The sequence below is a fragment of the Halorubrum wangae genome (assembly GCF_051194135.1).
GTDB lineage: Archaea > Halobacteriota > Halobacteria > Halobacteriales > Haloferacaceae > Halorubrum.
Window position 1 is genome coordinate 215,878 of sequence record NZ_JBLZNH010000001.1, and the last position, 14,450, is coordinate 230,327.

Sequence of the window (14,450 nt, forward strand, 5' to 3'; positions counted from 1 at the left end):
CATCGGTTCAGGAGGCAACGACGCCGCAAACCGGCGGGTTTCGCGGTTTTCCGGGCGAAGTATTAACAACGACTTGGCCCTACCTCAGAGTATGGATCCGATTTCCCTCCAGCTCGGTTTCGGCTTCGGCTTGGTGAGCGTCGGTCTGCTCTTCCTCTTGCTCGTGGTCGTCACCCTCTGGCAGTCGTTCGCCATCGTCGACGCCTACGAGAAGGAGGCGCTCACGGTGTTCGGCGAGTACCGAAAGCTGTTGCAGCCGGGTATCAACATCATCCCGCCGTTCGTCTCTCGGACGTACCCGTTCGACATGCGGACGCAGACGCTCGACGTCCCCCGACAGGAGGCGATCACGCGTGACAACTCGCCGGTGACGGCCGACGCGGTCGTCTACATCAAGGTGATGGACGCGAAGAAGGCGTTTCTGGAGGTCGACGACTACAAGAACGCCGTCTCGAATCTCGCCCAGACCACACTCCGCGCCGTCATCGGCGACATGGAACTCGACGACACGCTGAACAAGCGCCAAGAGATCAACGCGAAGATCCGCAGGGATTTAGACGAGCCGACGGACGAGTGGGGGATCCGCGTCGAGAGCGTCGAGGTCCGCGAGGTCAATCCCTCGAAGGACGTCCAGCAGGCGATGGAGCAGCAGACCTCCGCCGAGCGTCGTCGCCGCGCGATGATCCTCGAAGCGCAGGGGGAACGCCGCTCCGCGGTCGAACAGGCGGAGGGTGCCAAACAGTCGAACATCATCCGCGCACAGGGTGAAAAACAGAGTCAGATCCTCGAAGCGCAGGGGGACGCCATCTCGACCGTTCTCCGCGCGCGCTCGGCCGAATCGATGGGCGAGCGCGCCATCATCGAGCGCGGCATGGAGACCCTCGAAGCGATCGGCCAGGGCGAGTCCACCACCTTCGTGCTGCCGCAGGAGCTGACCAGCCTCGTCGGCCGGTACGGCAAGGCCCTCTCCGGCTCCGACGTTCAAGAGATGGAAGGGTTGGATGGCAAGGAGTTCGACGCCGACACCCGCAAGATGCTCGGTCTCGACAACATCGACGAGATCCTCGGCCAGATCGACAAGGCGGCCGAGATGGACGTCGAGGAGCTCGAAAAAGAGGCAGAGGCCGTCAAGGCCGGCAGCGCTGGCGCGGATATCAGGTCCGCGGACGAGGTCATCGAAGAGATGGACGACGAACCCACCGACGGCGAAGTAGAGCGCGAAACCTGATCGGCTGTCCTCGACGGAACGAACCGGTCGTCTCTCCCGTGAGACGGCCAAATGTGCCGTTTCTGTCCCGAACGAAGTGCTTTTGTCTCGCCGTCGACTATCACCTCGCGTGACTGAGGGGTTCGACGGACGGAAGCGCGAGACGCTACGACGGTTCGCCGCGATCGGAGCCGCCGCGCCGTTCGTCGGAACCGCGAGCGCGAACGACGGGGAGGACGCCAACGAGACCCGCGAGGCGATCCGCGGGTACGTGCCGACGACCCCCGGCGCCCACTTCTCGAAGCTCCGCGACGACCTCCGCCTCGGGACGGGCGAGGCGCAGTACCACCTCCGGAAGCTGGAAGCGATGGGGGAGATCGAATCGACGAAGGACGCCGACTACCGCCGCTACTTCCCGGCGGGCCGGTTCGACGACCTCGACAAGCGCGCCCTGGGCTACCTCCGGCGCGACACCCCTCGCGGAATGGTGCTCGCGCTGCTTCGTGACCCGGACGCGACCGGTGCGGAACTTGCGGCCGCGTTGGACGTCTCGCGACCGACGATCAGCGCCGCGGCCGCCGCGCTCGACGACGCCGGACTGCTCGACCGGACCGACGGCTACGCGCTGACCGAGCCGGAGCGGCTGCTCACGCTCGTAGTTCGATACGCCGACTCGTTCGACGCCGACGCCGTCGCGTTCGCCGACGACGCGGCCGCGTTCGTCGCGTACGACCCGTAGTCGAAGACGGCTGCGATCGCTCTCTGTACTCTCACGTGTCAGCGTCGACGTTGGGGCCCCTTTTTCCGGCGACTACGCCGTGACCATCCACGTCGTGCCGGAGGAGTACCCCCACTTCTCGACGTCGATGTCGACCGCCGCGTCGGCGACGGCGGTCATGTTCGCGCCGACCTCCTTCGCGGAGAGGTCGAGGTCGTCGGCGATCAGTCGCGACTTAAAATACGTCCGCTCGCCGGCATTCTCGCGCAGGTAGCGGAGGATCCGCTCCTGTTTCGCGGAGAGCGCGGCGGGCTCTGCGGCGACCGCCTCCGGCTGTACTGTGCTCATACCACCGAAAGGTCTTCTCCGTGCATAAACGGGTTGGTAGGTCCGGTTAACACCCCGCAGTCTGGCGATTTTACGGACGAACCGCCCGCCGGACACCGGGCAGCACCCCGATTGCGGTACGATCACTGAACCGCCGCGTTTCGCCTCGATTGTCAGTCCATCGCCGGCCGGTCGGCGCGATCTCGTGGGTTCGGATCAGTATAGCTCGGAGACGAACGGGCCGAGCGCGCCCGCGACCGCCGAGGCCAGCGCGTCTGCGCGATCGACGCGTCCGCCCGTGAGCGCCCCAGCGGCGCCGCCGCGCTTCGCGATCCCCGTCGTGTCGAGGACGTCGTCCATCACCGGACCGAGTTCCTCTCCGGCGTCGATTCGCGCGGCGATGTCGGCCGGAAGCTCGAGGCTCGGACCCGCCCCACGACCCGTGCGTGACCCGTCGGAGACCGCCGCCCACATGATGAGGAAGAGCCCCTCGGTGCCGTCGAACCGGGCGACGCCGCCTTCGATTCCGACGCCGATGTCGTACTCGTCAGTCCCGAGGACCGCTTCGGATCGATTCTCCGCGCCGGCGACCGTCTCGGCGTGGCCGGTCGGCTGCTCGCTCACTCCCGACCGGACGGGAACCGATTCGATGCTGACGGTCGTCGGATCGCCCGGAAGCCCGTCGACGAGGGCGTCCCCCCGAGACGACTCGAACGCCAGTTCGACCGCGCGCCGCTTCACCGGATTGCCGCTGCCGACCCCGACTCGCATACCGGCGGTTAGACGACGGGGCACGAATAGGCGTCGGGTCGCTCCCGCACGGTTACTGAGTCGGCGTCGAGAACGCCTCAGGGTGAAACAGCGCCGCCAGCCGCTCGACACCGTCGACGAGCGCGGGACTCGGTTGATTCAACAGGGAGTCGTCGATCACGTGAACGGGGGCGTCGACGCGCCAGTCGCGCTCGGCGACGGTCGCGGGGTCGACCCGGTCGCCGTGACCGCAGACGTGGACGACGAGGTGGTCGGGGCCGGCCGCCTCGACGGTCGAGAGTTCAACCTCGCGGGAGCGCTCGCCGGGTTCGACGAATGGGTAGTGCCCGCCGGCAGCGCGCACCGCGTCGGGCACCCAGTTCCCGGCGGCCATCGGCGGGTCGGACCACTCCTCGCAGTAGACGGTCGGCCGCGGGCGGTCCGCGACCGCTTCCGCAACTCGATCGAGTCGCTCGCGGGCCTCGTCGGCAAGGCACTGACCGGCCGCGGGATCTCCGACGTCGGCACCCCGAGCGGCGAACGTCTCGACCGCCTCGTCGAGCGTCGACGGTTCGCGGTGGCGGACGTCGAACCCTCGCTCGCGACACTCGTCGGCCAGATCTGCCTGGAGGCCGTCGCTCGTCAGCACCACATCGGGTTCGAGGTCGGCGACGCGGTCCAGATCGGGGGTCAGCCAGCCGCCGACGGTGATCGGGAACTCCTCGCCGTGCGACGCTCCCGCGTCGGCAGACGGATCGCAGTGGCTGGTGACGCCGACGAAGGTGTCGGCGGCACCGAGGGCACTCACGCTCGCGGTCGCGCTCGGAGCCAGCGAGACGACGCGGGGTACGGTCATGAACGACACCTCGGGGCGCCGGCGTCCCAAGCGTTTCGATCGGCGCGGATCGCATCGCTGTGCGGCGACCCGTCCCGTCGATCGGATCGTCGCCCCACCGTCAGCATGGCCGCGTTACCCGCCGAGAACGGCTGCAAGCGCGCGGTACAAGCCGAACCCGATGGCGACGGACGAGACGAGCGTGATCAGCCAGAACGCCAGCGTCACGCCGATCTTCCGGTTGGAGACCCCGGCGGATCCGCCCGCGAGACCGCCGCCGATGATCCCCGAGATGATGATGTTGTTGAACGAGATTGGGATCCCGAGCCCGATGGCCAACTGCGCGATGATGAACCCCGGCACCAGGGCGGCGATCGACCGCCTGACCCCGAGCTGTGCGTACTCGCGGGAGGTCGCCTGGAGGAGTCGCGGCGCGCCCATCCACGCCCCGGCGAGGATGCCGGTCGCCCCGAGCACAAGCAGCACGATTCCCGGCAACCCGAGTTCGGTGGTATACAGATTCTCCAGCGGGCCGGTCGCGAGCCCGACCTGACTCCCTCCGCTGGAGAAGGCGACGACGCTCCCGAGGATCACCAGAAACGTCCGGATCCCCGTCTCGATTGACTCCTCGACCCGACGCCTGATGAACCAGAAACTCGCCGCCGCGGCGAGCGCCGTCACGACGACCACCACAGCGTTGACTCCTCCGACGACGGGAGCCGTGACGAAGCCGGCCGCGAAGCCGGCGACGGAGTTCTGGCTCGCACCGGGCGGCGACGGGATGACGCCGAGCCGGATGTTGGCGACGATGGCACCGACGGTCGCCGCGAGCAGCGGCACGCCCACCGTTTCGGGGATATCGTCGTGTCGTAGCATCGTCGCGGTGAGATACGCCAGTCCGCCGGAGGCGGGCGGGACCAGTACCCAGAACGTCGCGATACGGCGATACGTGTCGATAGCGGGGTCCCCGCCGAGCGAGAGTCCAACGCCGATCATGGCGCCGGTGGTCGCGAACGCCGCGGGCACCGGATAGCCGGAGTAAATGCCGAACGCCATGAATCCCGTCGCGGTCAGCAACCCCGCCGTCGCCGCCAGCGACGTGATGGCGACGCCGTCGATGAGTCCCGCGCCGACCGTTTCGGAGATGCTGCCGCCTTGCGTGAGCGCGCCGAACGCAGCGAGGATGCCGATGAGAAACGCCGCGCGCATCGTTGAGACCGCGTTGGCGCCGATGGCCGGAGCAAAGGGAGGAGAGTTGCTGTTCGCTCCGAGCGTCCAGGCCGTCCCCACACTGGTAACTGTCGCCACGCCGACGAGTACCCAGAAGACGGCATCGATCATGGATACTCCGTTCTTGAGGGTACTGGATAAACGTTCCCGCCGAGCCTCGCCCGACACGAACTATGCGAGCGAGATTCTATCCTATCCGTACACGGCGAGTTTCGTCGTGTATCGTGTGACTACTCATATGGGCTCGTCCAGTGGCTCAGTATACCTCGATGGTCGCTCGCAGACGTCTCCACGAGTTCGCCACTCCACAGCAGATCGGATTCGTTCTGGGGCCCGCGCTGTTCGCCGGAGTTCTTGTCCGTCCTCCGTTCGACATTTCCCCGTCCGCAAACGCGGCACTCGCGGGCACCCTCTGGATCGCCGTCTGGTGGGTGACAGAAGCGATTCCGATTCCAGCGACGAGTCTGCTCCCCGTCGTATTATTCCCTCTCACGGGCGTCGTCGACGTCCAGTCAGCCACGGCCCCGTACGCTGATCCCGTCGTGTTCCTCCTCTTGGGTGGCTTCCTCCTCGCGGTCGGGATCGAACGCTGGGGCCTCCACCGGCGAATGGCCCTCACCGTTGTGAGCCTCGTCGGAAGTCGAGGAGACAGGCTCCTCCTCGGGCTCATGGCTGCGACTGCCGGCCTTTCGATGTGGATCTCGAACTCGGCGGCCGCGATGCTGATGGTTCCGATTGGGACCGCGATCATCGTCTCTGTCGGCACCGCTACCGAGCACGAACGAGATCGGTCGGCAGACGATGCGGCGTCCAGTGTCACGGGAGTTCACTCGGAATCGGACGAGCGCCCGTCGAACGGATTTGCCCTCGCGCTGATGCTCGGGATCGCGTACAGCGCATCGATTGGCGGTGCGGCGACCCTGATCGGAAGCCCACCGAACGCCGTCTTCGCCGGGGTTGCAGAGTCACGGCTGAACGTTCAGATCAGCTTTCTCGACTGGCTCGTGTTCGCGGGACCGCTCTCCGTCGTGCTGCTGATCGTCACGTGGCTGTTGCTCGTGACGCTTCTCCGACCGGATATCTCCCTCGAAGGGAGTGCCGAGACCGCGATTCAGGCCCAACGCGATGCGCTCGGCCCGGTGTCCCGTGGCGAGCGACGGGTGTTGGCGGTGTTTCTTCTCGTCGCAATCGGGTGGATCTCTCGGCCGTTCGTCCTCCAGCCGCGATTTCCCGCGATCACCGACACTACCGTCGCCATCGTCGGAGGAGTACTCCTGTTCGTCGTTCCCGTCGATTACAAAAACCGCGAGTTCCTCCTCGACTGGCGTGACGCCACCCGCGTGCCGTGGGGCGTCCTCCTGCTCCTCGGATCGGGGTTTTCCTTGGCGAATGCCTTCCGAGAGAGCGGGCTGGACGCCGCCGTCGCGGAGCGTTTCGCCGGGATTGCAGGTGTTCCGGCAGTCGTTCTCGTCCTTGCAATCGCCGTGGTCGTCGTGTTTCTGACGGAGGTCACGTCGAACACGGCAACGGCCACGGTGTTCATGCCCATCGTGGTCTCTCTCGGACTGACCGCGGGAACGCCTCCGCTCACGCTGATGGCAGTCGTGTCGCTGAGTGCGTCGATGGCATTCATGCTCCCGGTCGCCACACCGCCGAACGCCATCGTCTTCGGGAGCGGGTACGTGACTATTCCGGAAATGTCGCGTATCGGTCTTTGGTTGAATCTGCTTGGAATCGTCGCAATCGTCGTCCTCACGTACGCGTGGCTGCCGATCGCCCTCGGGGCATAGTGTTCGCGCGTAACTCTGGGGGCGCGATCGAACCACACAGAGAGCGATTCACGGACGCAAGTCGCCGAAGCGGTCGATGATCAGGTTCTCGATCCCTCGACGCAGTCGCTGTGAGGCGGCCGTGTCCGAAATGTTCAACCGGGTCGAGATTCCCTCGAGCGAGGTTTCCCGCGGGACCGCGAAGTACCCGGTCTCCAGGGCGACTCGAAGCGCTTCGCGTTGCCGATCTGTGAGCTTCGACACGCGGTCGGTTCGACAGCCCGGACCAGTCTGGATCTGCCGAATCGTGACGGACTCTCCGGACCGCGGACACGTCCGATACCACTCCGAGACGCTCGCGGTGGACGGGAACCGAAGTGTCAGGTTCCACACCCCTCGGTCTCTGAATCCCGCGAGACAGATCGCCTCGCTCGCGGCGATAGCGCCGAACACGTCGGGGCGCTCGGGCGGCCACCGCGCGCGGACCAGGTGTTCGCCGTCAACCTCCCCGACCAGGTCGACGCCTGCCAGTTCAGTCGCTTCACCGACGTACCGCGAGTCGTCGGCGCCTGAGAGCCACAGGTACGGGGACAGTTCGGCGTCGAAGGGGACGCACCGCTCAAGTTCGATCCGGACCTCTTCCGGGAGCGACTCGAAGGCGAAGTGTTCGGCCGGCACCGTGATGTTCACGTGGACAGACATTACAGGCGAATTCGCTCGTTGATCTTTTGACAGGGCGTTACCCGGACTCGGCGGTGTGTTACCGGTATCTCATCGTCACCGTCCTCAACGCTCGCCGCTGCTGGCGAGTGCGACCACGCGGGCATCGGCGTCAGCGCGACGCACAATTTGCACAGTATATACATCGAAAAGATAGCACATAAATGTACGTATCTGCTATCTTATACTATTTGGAAGCCACATAAACGACTTCGGTGACCACGGTGATCGCTTATGCTCTACGATATCGAAAACCAAGTGTGGAGTCGTGAGGACAAGCTCACGAGTTCCACGGTGACCCCAAATGGTACGAAATTTCACATCCGAAGACAAAGGAAAGCCCGTGATGACCAAAGACGGTGAGACCGTCGGCACGGTCGTGAAAGCGACAAAGACGGAGCTTCACGTGGAACCCAACTCCGGGCTATCGAAGAGCATCCGACGACGGCTCGGCTGGGCAGAACAAGATCAAGACACGTTCTCCATCCAGAAGTCGAACGTCCAGGATATCGACGATGACGGGATCAGACTCAAAGAATAACGAGTTCAAAGAATAACGAGTCTGCGACGGCCTGGTGATTATTTTTCGTTCACGGCGGACAGCGGCGCTCGTCTCGGCTCCACGACGACGGCTTCGTCGTCCACGTCGACGATAGTACCGCGATCGAGCGGAAACGCCTCCTCACAGCACTCTGGGCCGCAAATCCACGAACTCCACCCCTCCATCAGCCCCGGCTTCGGTCGCACGTACGCGGTTCCGTCCTCCTCGACGACTGTGATCCAGCCGATGACCGAGCCGTCCGCGCTCATGATCTGTTTGCCCTCATCCTCGATTCCGACGGATCGGGGCATCGCTATCGCCTCACCGTAGGCAATCGGTTCGGATGCTGATAGGTCGGTCTCATGGTGCGCTCCTCAATCACCCTACGTATTCATGATTAATAGTTATGGACTGCCGATCGGGTCGGCTCCGCCCGTTGAACGCGCCGTATTACCGAGCTGTTCCGACAGCTCCTCGAGATGTTCGATCCCGACGACTGCGACGACATCGCCCGTCGAGCGCAGTTCCGTCAGCCGCACCGCCATGCTTTCCTCGCGCACCGCATCGATCAGGGACGTGGCCCGGGGCAACTCCACGACGCGGAGAAAGGATTGTCGCTCTGTGACGTGACTTTGCTCGTGTCTCGCCTGGGCCGACGGCGTGTCGAACGACGCGCTGTCGTACGCGATGTGCGTGTACAGCTTCGGAACGCACGACGTTAGTCGACCTATCGAGGCACCGAAACGGCACGCGAGCGCGTGTCCCACCCCTTTCAGGGAGTCGCCGACGATATCGGAGACGTCGCTCACCGAGACTCGGTCCGCGATCACTCGTCGCACGAGAAGTTTGATATACGCCGCGTTCGGACCGTCAATACCGACAATTCGAGCGTCCCCGGCCCTCTGTATCGCGGTACTCATTTCGCCGCCCAATCGAGGCGGGACGTACTCGTCGGCGGCGTACAATCGGAAGAGCGGGATCGCAAGCGGGGGCAGCTCAAGCGCGAGAACGTCCGGCGCGACGGCGTCGAGGAGATGTGCGACCCGAGCGACGCTCGACGGGTGATCATGTGCGACCCCGACCAGAAACACTGCGTTGCGGCCGTTTTCGCCCGGATGATACAGTATGAACTTCTCCAGCCGGGGATCCACCGCTTCGCCCTCACCCGCAACCTCGCCATCGTACCAATCAGACATGAGATCTGTTACCAACCATTCGATAGGGTGAACATTGACGCTATCGGTGTCGGCATGCTGTAATACGATCGTAACATATCCAATTTAAATATATTATTGAATATTTATGTATTAGATACCTCGATTCGGAGACGTGCGCCTCACCGTCCGCTCGTCGCTCGGTACTGGGAGCGCTCAGACGCCGTCGGGCGACGTGGCCGCGGACCGCGCTTCGAACCGTCTCGCCGACGTTGTCTCGCCACGTGTTTCGTCGGGGAGCAATCGAGACGATCCCCGTAATCGAGACGATGTCCGTCGATCAGCGGGCGCACGTCTCACGCAATCCGCCCACGAACGGACGCTGACCTATTATCCACCTAACAAAGAGGCAGTACCGCGACTACACCTCTGTATGACACGTGAACTCACTCGTACGCTACTGTGTTCTGATTCCACGTCTGGCGAGCGGGAAGGTGATCGGCTATGACGAGCCGAGAGAATGTCTTCGCGGAGTTAGAACGGTTCTTCGAACGGATGAGCCGGCAGTTCGACGACGCGTCTCACACGTGGGAGTCGCAGGGGCCGTTCGCCCCGTGGGCGTCGAGCGGCGAGTCGATGGCGCTCGACCTCGTCGATCGAGACGACGAGTTCGTCGTGACCGCCGACCTTCCGGGATTCAAACGCGAGGACATCGATATTCGAATTACGGATCACACGCTGCGGATCGAAGCCGAACACGACGAAGTCCTCGACGAAGAAGCGGAGCAATACCTCCGACACGAACGCCGGCACGAGTCGACCCAACGGTCACTACGGCTCCCGGAAGACGTCGACAAAACGGCGGTCACGGCGAAAATGAACAACGGCGTCCTGACGGTTACGCTCCCGAAACTCGACGTCGAAGAAGCCCGCACGATCGAAATCGAAGGAGAGTAGCCGGACCAGTGTACCGGTCTCTCGAATAGGCGAACTGAACTCGCCCGGACGGACCGCAGTTCCATGTTTAAAACTAGAACCGACGCCGGCCGACGGCTCGCAGACCTGATCGACGATCACGACCTCCGCGCGGACGTCGTCGTCGCAGTCCCGAGAGGGGGACTCCCCGTCGGACGGGTCGTCGCGGACAGCCTCGGCGTACCGCTCGGTATCGTGGTTGCTCGAAAGCTCGGAGCGCCACGAAACCCGGAGCTGGCCATCGGTGCCGTCGCGTCTGACGGCACCGTCTGGCTCAACGACCGGCTGATCACCGAACTCGCGGTCGAAGACGCGTGGCTGGCCGAACGGATCGATGCCGAGCGCCGAACGGCTGCGGAGACGGTCGAACGGTATCTCGGTGACCGCTCGCCGACGGACTACGAGGGCAAAACGGTCGTCGTTGTCGATGACGGCGTCGCGACGGGTGCGACCACGATTGCCTGTCTCAAACAGGTCACAGGTGCGGGTGCGGAGCGCGTTATCCTCGCCGTGCCGGTCGGCCCGCCCGACACGATCGAACGACTGCGGGGGGAAGCCGACGAGGTGATCTGCGTCGAAACGCCGCCGCACTTCCAGGCGGTCGGACAGTTCTACGAGTCGTTCGACCAGGTCTCGGACGAGCAGGCGAAAGGCTACCTGTCCCGCGACGGCGTGCGGGGCGAGTGAGCTCAGTCGCCCTCGTCGTCGTCGACTCGTCCGTGCCGTTTATCGATCTCGTCGAGCACGTCCAGCGTCTTCCGGATCGAGGCACGGATCGCGTCGCTTCGGTTGACGAACTTTCCGTCGTCACCGACGTGTTCGTCGAGATCGGCGAGCAGCTCCCCCGGAATCTCGACACTGACTTTCGGCATACGCTGATCTTCGCAACGGCGTCTCATCAGCGTACCGCCGACCGGGCCGACCTCGCCCGGCACGCCCGCGTGTCAATTCGGCGACCGGCACGGGGCGGCGCCCGATGCAGAGGCCGTATCTCACCCGCCGTTCAGCGAGAAGTCGGGTCGTTCCGCGTACTCGATCGGGTCCCGCGAACCGGCGTTCCGAAACGCCTCGAGTCGGAACGCGCACGCGTCGCACGTCCCGCACGCCGGTTCGTCGTCTCGGTAGCACGACCAGGTACTCTCGTACGGCACGCCCAGTTCCAGGCCGCGTTCGGCGATCTGTGTCTTCGACCACTCGACGAACGGCGCTTTCAGTTCGATGTCGGTCTCCGGCTTCGTGCCGACGTCGATCACCTGCTGAAACGCGTCGAAAAAGGCCGGACGGCAGTCAGGGTATCCGGAGAAGTCCTCCGAGTGCGCGCCGATGAACAGCGCGTCGGAGTCGGTCGCTTCCGCATACGAGGTCGCCATCGACAGCAGGTTCGCGTTCCGGAACGGGACGTACGACGTCGGAATTTCGTCGCTCTCGAGGTCGGCCTCGGCCACGTCCATCCCCTCGTCGGTCAGGCTCGACGCGCCGATCTGCGCGAGGTGCCCGGTTTCGACGTGGAGGAAGTCGGCCGCGCCCACCTCGTCGGCGAGGGCCCGCGCGCACTCGAACTCCTTGTCTTCGGTGCGCTGCCCGTACGACGTGTGCAGGAAGTACGGTTCGTACCCCTGCTCCATCGCCTCGTACACGGCCGTCGCACTGTCCATCCCGCCCGATACCAGAACCACCGCGCTGTGACTACTCATGTGTTGTCGCTCTCCTCGGATCGGTCGTCTCCTGTCTGTTGCGCCGAGCGCGGCGCCGCCACCGCGCCCGCGACACTCTCCCGTCTCCGCCAACCTGTCGGACCATCGCGGTCACGTCCCCGGCGCGTCGTTCCACAGGTCGACGTGGAGCCGCGGCGTGTACCGGAACCCGTGCTCCATCGCCAGCTCCGCGACGCGGCCGCGCGTCCCGTCGAGCTGCTCTCGCGTCATGCCTTCCGGCATCAACAACACGTCGTCGTTCGCGACCGTTGCGTCCGTCGCCGACCGCACTCGTGCAACCAGGTCGGTGATCTCCGGTAGGTCCGTCTCGTCGGTGACGACGAACTTGAGCTGCGTCTCGTACGCGTCGACCAGGCGGGACAGCGCGCCCATGTCGATCCGGTTCTGCTCGTGTTTCTCCTCCCACTCGCCGTCGCCTTTCGGGTCCCGATCCGGTGTCGGCGTGCTGCTCGCCAGCTTCGGGCTGATACTCGCCAGATCGATCGGCGCGTCCCTGTATATCGTCCCGTTCGTCTCCACCGTCGTGTGATACCCGGCGGCGGCCAGTCGTTCGAGGAGTTCGACCGACTCCTCGTGAATCAGGGGTTCTCCACCCGTGAGCACGACGTGATTCGCCTGCTCGTGGGAGCGAACCTCCTCGACGATCGAATCGACGTCGCGCCACGCGCCGGTCGGCTCCCACGACGTGTGGTACGAATCGCAGAACCAACACCGCAGGTTACACCCAGAGGTCCGCACGAACACGGAGGGAACGCCTGCGAGGATCCCTTCCCCCTGTAACGAGTAGAACACCTCGTTGATCGGGAGCCCCTCGCCGGCCGCGTCAGCGTCCGCCGAGGGCTCTTCGATATCGCTAGCGACCGGCATCAGTAACTCGCACAGAGCTCGCCGGTCTCGCGCACCGACACCGACACGTCCGACACGGTGTCCGGGAACGCGTCGAGCATTCGTTCTTCGAGCAGGACGCTCATCACCTCCGCCGTCGGTGGATGATCGAGGACGACGAGCGCGTCGCCGTCACCCGACGCCTCGAACGCGTCGACGAGCGGATCGCCCGCCTCGACGAGGAATCGGTGGTCCCACGCGTCGATGACGCTCGTGACGTCTCCTTTATCGACGACCCACCCCTCGTCAGTGAGTTCGCCGGTCACCTCGACCGTGATCCTGTAATTGTGGCCGTGCGGGCGCGAGCACTTCCCGTCGTGATGGAGGATTCGGTGGCCCGAACTGATCCGGATCGGTGACTCCTCCCCGATGCGGAGCGTTCGTTGCCCCGCGTCGCGGAGCACGTCCGACTCGGATTCGCCTCGCGATACACTTCGAGTCATACTTGAAGAATCCCCGAGGAATAGATAAGCGTTGAGTTTCGTTGCGACGCGGACGGCACCGTTGGCTCCCTCAGGCTCGCGAACGCGGCACCGAGGTATTCCGAATACGTGCGGTAACGTCGGTCCGCACTGCTCCGGCAGACAGACGCTGTGCGTACCAGTCTGCGGTGATCGTCTCTGTCCGCAAATCGCGCTGAGACGAGCGGAATCAGAGCTCTTCGCTAACGTGTTCCCACACCGTACACCAGTCCTCGACGGCGATGTACCCTTCCACCTTCGCACAGGCGCCCCACGTGTCACCGTTCTTATCGGGGATAAACTCGGCACAGTTCCCACACGACTGTCCGGGTGCTGCTGGTCCCTCGGCGATGGCTTCGACAGACTCCGTTAGGCTCACCTGCCGTTGGGTGAAGAGGTCGTCCGGGGTCCGCGCTTCATTCCCCTGGGAAGTCGCCGTACGATACTCGTCCGGGACCTCGGCCGTCGCCAGTTCGTCCGCGGTTAGTCCCTCTGGCACCTCCGGTTCGGGGAGGCTCTCGTAGACCGTACACCAGTCCGCGCCGTCGATGTAGCCTTCAACTTCCGCACAGGCCCCGAACGTGTCTCCGTTCTTGTCCGGAATGAAATCGGCACAGTTCGCACAGCAGTAGCCCGGTCGATGACCGGGCTGTTGCAGGGCGTCGTCGTACTCGGAAAACCCGACATCGGCTTTCGCGAAGAGGTTTCCCGTGTTTCGCTGTTCGCCCCCGAGCGACGTGGCCGACAAGTACACCGCCGGGACGGGGCCCCGCTCGAACTCCTCCTGTGTGACGCCCTCTGGGCGTCTTTCCTCGTCGTGCCCCTCACTGTCGCCGTCATCCTCTCCCTCGTCTTCGTCCTCGTCACCGGCGTCATCCCCACCGTCAGGTGACTCCGCGTCGGTACCGTCGTCTTCCGGCCCGCCAGTGCAGCCACTGAGCGCCGCAAGCCCACCTGTTGCGACCAAATAGCGGCGACGACTCCACATGTGGTAGTCGCTCTCTCGACGCAGCATCTGTCTCACCCTGTCAGAATTCTTCATTATTAATAATTAATAATACGGTGTTTAGTTATTGACATCGATCATCTCTCGGAGATTTCCGGTGTACCGGAGACTGTCTCCCTGCTGAGGAAGTGCCACCAGAGAGCGATGCCACAGTCGA

Annotated in this window: 18 protein-coding genes; 6 read left to right on the forward strand and 12 right to left on the reverse strand. The window is 64.4% G+C overall.

The features are described 5' to 3' along the window. The first annotated feature begins 91 nt into the window (after positions 1-91). Together ACNS84_RS01110 and ACNS84_RS01115 are read left to right on the forward strand one after the other, a co-directional pair. Positions 92-1,228, forward strand: coding sequence for an SPFH domain-containing protein (locus ACNS84_RS01110; protein ID WP_435073011.1), 1,137 nt, complete (start codon positions 92-94; stop codon positions 1,226-1,228). Between the two features lie 109 nt (positions 1,229-1,337). Then, the gene (locus ACNS84_RS01115; protein ID WP_435073012.1) at positions 1,338-1,946 is read left to right on the forward strand and encodes a winged helix-turn-helix transcriptional regulator; all 609 of its coding nucleotides are present in this window, start codon (positions 1,338-1,340) and stop codon (positions 1,944-1,946) included. A 72-nt stretch (positions 1,947-2,018) separates the two neighbouring features. Here the strand turns inward: ACNS84_RS01115 and ACNS84_RS01120 are convergent, their stop codons facing one another. The 4 genes from ACNS84_RS01120 to ACNS84_RS01135 form a co-directional block, all read right to left on the reverse strand. Beyond that, complete coding sequence (locus ACNS84_RS01120; protein WP_435073013.1) at positions 2,019-2,273, reverse strand: DUF7123 family protein; 255 nt, start codon at positions 2,271-2,273, stop codon at positions 2,019-2,021. 195 nt (positions 2,274-2,468) lie between these two features. Continuing rightward, positions 2,469-3,023, reverse strand: a complete 555-nt coding sequence (locus ACNS84_RS01125) for a DUF84 family protein (RefSeq protein ID WP_435073014.1) — start codon at positions 3,021-3,023, stop codon at positions 2,469-2,471. A gap of 52 nt (positions 3,024-3,075) precedes the next feature. Beyond that, positions 3,076-3,858, reverse strand: a complete 783-nt coding sequence (locus ACNS84_RS01130; RefSeq protein WP_435073015.1) for a cobalamin-binding protein — start codon at positions 3,856-3,858, stop codon at positions 3,076-3,078. 114 nt (positions 3,859-3,972) lie between these two features. Beyond that, the gene (locus ACNS84_RS01135) at positions 3,973-5,178 is read right to left on the reverse strand and encodes an inorganic phosphate transporter (protein ID WP_435073016.1); all 1,206 of its coding nucleotides are present in this window, start codon (positions 5,176-5,178) and stop codon (positions 3,973-3,975) included. 158 nt (positions 5,179-5,336) lie between these two features. Here ACNS84_RS01135 and ACNS84_RS01140 point away from each other — a divergent pair, with 158 nt between their 5' ends. Continuing rightward, a complete protein-coding gene (locus ACNS84_RS01140; RefSeq protein WP_435073017.1) occupies positions 5,337-6,857 on the forward strand; it encodes an SLC13 family permease in 1,521 nt (506 codons plus the stop codon). A gap of 48 nt (positions 6,858-6,905) precedes the next feature. Here ACNS84_RS01140 and ACNS84_RS01145 read toward each other — a convergent pair whose 3' ends face one another. Further along, positions 6,906-7,538, reverse strand: a complete 633-nt coding sequence (locus ACNS84_RS01145) for a helix-turn-helix domain-containing protein (RefSeq protein ID WP_435073018.1) — start codon at positions 7,536-7,538, stop codon at positions 6,906-6,908. A gap of 322 nt (positions 7,539-7,860) precedes the next feature. Between ACNS84_RS01145 and ACNS84_RS01150 the strand changes: the two genes are divergently transcribed. Continuing rightward, entirely contained in the window at positions 7,861-8,097 is a 237-nt protein-coding gene (locus tag ACNS84_RS01150) for a DUF8593 domain-containing protein (protein ID WP_496923244.1), read from the forward strand. A 38-nt stretch (positions 8,098-8,135) separates the two neighbouring features. Here the strand turns inward: ACNS84_RS01150 and ACNS84_RS01155 are convergent, their stop codons facing one another. After that, complete coding sequence (locus ACNS84_RS01155) at positions 8,136-8,408, reverse strand: DUF8593 domain-containing protein (RefSeq protein WP_435073020.1); 273 nt, start codon at positions 8,406-8,408, stop codon at positions 8,136-8,138. A gap of 93 nt (positions 8,409-8,501) precedes the next feature. Beyond that, the gene (locus ACNS84_RS01160; RefSeq protein ID WP_435073021.1) at positions 8,502-9,293 is read right to left on the reverse strand and encodes a hypothetical protein; all 792 of its coding nucleotides are present in this window, start codon (positions 9,291-9,293) and stop codon (positions 8,502-8,504) included. A gap of 462 nt (positions 9,294-9,755) precedes the next feature. Here ACNS84_RS01160 and ACNS84_RS01165 point away from each other — a divergent pair, with 462 nt between their 5' ends. Together ACNS84_RS01165 and ACNS84_RS01170 are read left to right on the forward strand one after the other, a co-directional pair. Then, positions 9,756-10,208, forward strand: a complete 453-nt coding sequence (locus ACNS84_RS01165; protein ID WP_435073022.1) for an Hsp20/alpha crystallin family protein — start codon at positions 9,756-9,758, stop codon at positions 10,206-10,208. A 63-nt stretch (positions 10,209-10,271) separates the two neighbouring features. Further along, a complete protein-coding gene (locus ACNS84_RS01170; RefSeq protein WP_435073023.1) occupies positions 10,272-10,913 on the forward strand; it encodes a phosphoribosyltransferase in 642 nt (213 codons plus the stop codon). 2 nt (positions 10,914-10,915) lie between these two features. On the opposite strand, the gene ACNS84_RS01175 is transcribed toward ACNS84_RS01170, so the two are convergent. The 5 genes from ACNS84_RS01175 to ACNS84_RS01195 form a co-directional block, all read right to left on the reverse strand. Further along, complete coding sequence (locus ACNS84_RS01175; protein ID WP_435073024.1) at positions 10,916-11,098, reverse strand: ribbon-helix-helix domain-containing protein; 183 nt, start codon at positions 11,096-11,098, stop codon at positions 10,916-10,918. Positions 11,099-11,218: 120 nt separating this feature from the next. Continuing rightward, a complete protein-coding gene (queC, locus tag ACNS84_RS01180; RefSeq protein WP_435073025.1) occupies positions 11,219-11,920 on the reverse strand; it encodes a 7-cyano-7-deazaguanine synthase QueC in 702 nt (233 codons plus the stop codon). A gap of 111 nt (positions 11,921-12,031) precedes the next feature. Next, complete coding sequence (locus ACNS84_RS01185) at positions 12,032-12,808, reverse strand: 7-carboxy-7-deazaguanine synthase QueE (protein ID WP_435073026.1); 777 nt, start codon at positions 12,806-12,808, stop codon at positions 12,032-12,034. Beyond that, positions 12,808-13,269 (reverse strand): 6-pyruvoyl trahydropterin synthase family protein, encoded by a 462-nt coding sequence (locus ACNS84_RS01190; protein ID WP_435073027.1) that lies wholly within the window; start codon positions 13,267-13,269, stop codon positions 12,808-12,810. The genes ACNS84_RS01185 and ACNS84_RS01190 overlap by 1 nt, the downstream gene beginning before the upstream one ends. Before the next feature lie 208 nt (positions 13,270-13,477). Further along, a complete protein-coding gene (locus tag ACNS84_RS01195; protein ID WP_435073028.1) occupies positions 13,478-14,329 on the reverse strand; it encodes a high-potential iron-sulfur protein in 852 nt (283 codons plus the stop codon). Between the last annotated feature and the right edge of the window lie 121 nt (positions 14,330-14,450).

What these genes read in the sequence shown, in the direction of transcription:
- ACNS84_RS01150 (WP_496923244.1), top strand. Translation starts at nt 7,861, where the DNA reads ATGGTACGAAATTTCACATCCGAAGACAAAGGAAAGCCCGTGATGACC.
- ACNS84_RS01185 (WP_435073026.1), bottom strand. Translation starts at nt 12,808, where the DNA reads ATGCCGGTCGCTAGCGATATCGAAGAGCCCTCGGCGGACGCTGACGCG.
- ACNS84_RS01130 (WP_435073015.1), bottom strand. Translation starts at nt 3,858, where the DNA reads ATGACCGTACCCCGCGTCGTCTCGCTGGCTCCGAGCGCGACCGCGAGC.
- ACNS84_RS01175 (WP_435073024.1), bottom strand. Translation starts at nt 11,098, where the DNA reads ATGCCGAAAGTCAGTGTCGAGATTCCGGGGGAGCTGCTCGCCGATCTC.
- ACNS84_RS01125 (WP_435073014.1), bottom strand. Translation starts at nt 3,023, where the DNA reads ATGCGAGTCGGGGTCGGCAGCGGCAATCCGGTGAAGCGGCGCGCGGTC.
- ACNS84_RS01160 (WP_435073021.1), bottom strand. Translation starts at nt 9,293, where the DNA reads ATGTCTGATTGGTACGATGGCGAGGTTGCGGGTGAGGGCGAAGCGGTG.
- ACNS84_RS01120 (WP_435073013.1), bottom strand. Translation starts at nt 2,273, where the DNA reads ATGAGCACAGTACAGCCGGAGGCGGTCGCCGCAGAGCCCGCCGCGCTC.
- ACNS84_RS01135 (WP_435073016.1), bottom strand. Translation starts at nt 5,178, where the DNA reads ATGATCGATGCCGTCTTCTGGGTACTCGTCGGCGTGGCGACAGTTACC.
- ACNS84_RS01145 (WP_435073018.1), bottom strand. Translation starts at nt 7,538, where the DNA reads ATGTCTGTCCACGTGAACATCACGGTGCCGGCCGAACACTTCGCCTTC.
- ACNS84_RS01170 (WP_435073023.1), top strand. Translation starts at nt 10,272, where the DNA reads ATGTTTAAAACTAGAACCGACGCCGGCCGACGGCTCGCAGACCTGATC.
- ACNS84_RS01165 (WP_435073022.1), top strand. Translation starts at nt 9,756, where the DNA reads ATGACGAGCCGAGAGAATGTCTTCGCGGAGTTAGAACGGTTCTTCGAA.
- queC (WP_435073025.1), bottom strand. Translation starts at nt 11,920, where the DNA reads ATGAGTAGTCACAGCGCGGTGGTTCTGGTATCGGGCGGGATGGACAGT.
- ACNS84_RS01190 (WP_435073027.1), bottom strand. Translation starts at nt 13,269, where the DNA reads ATGACTCGAAGTGTATCGCGAGGCGAATCCGAGTCGGACGTGCTCCGC.
- ACNS84_RS01140 (WP_435073017.1), top strand. Translation starts at nt 5,337, where the DNA reads ATGGTCGCTCGCAGACGTCTCCACGAGTTCGCCACTCCACAGCAGATC.
- ACNS84_RS01155 (WP_435073020.1), bottom strand. Translation starts at nt 8,408, where the DNA reads ATGCCCCGATCCGTCGGAATCGAGGATGAGGGCAAACAGATCATGAGC.
- ACNS84_RS01195 (WP_435073028.1), bottom strand. Translation starts at nt 14,329, where the DNA reads ATGAAGAATTCTGACAGGGTGAGACAGATGCTGCGTCGAGAGAGCGAC.
- ACNS84_RS01110 (WP_435073011.1), top strand. Translation starts at nt 92, where the DNA reads ATGGATCCGATTTCCCTCCAGCTCGGTTTCGGCTTCGGCTTGGTGAGC.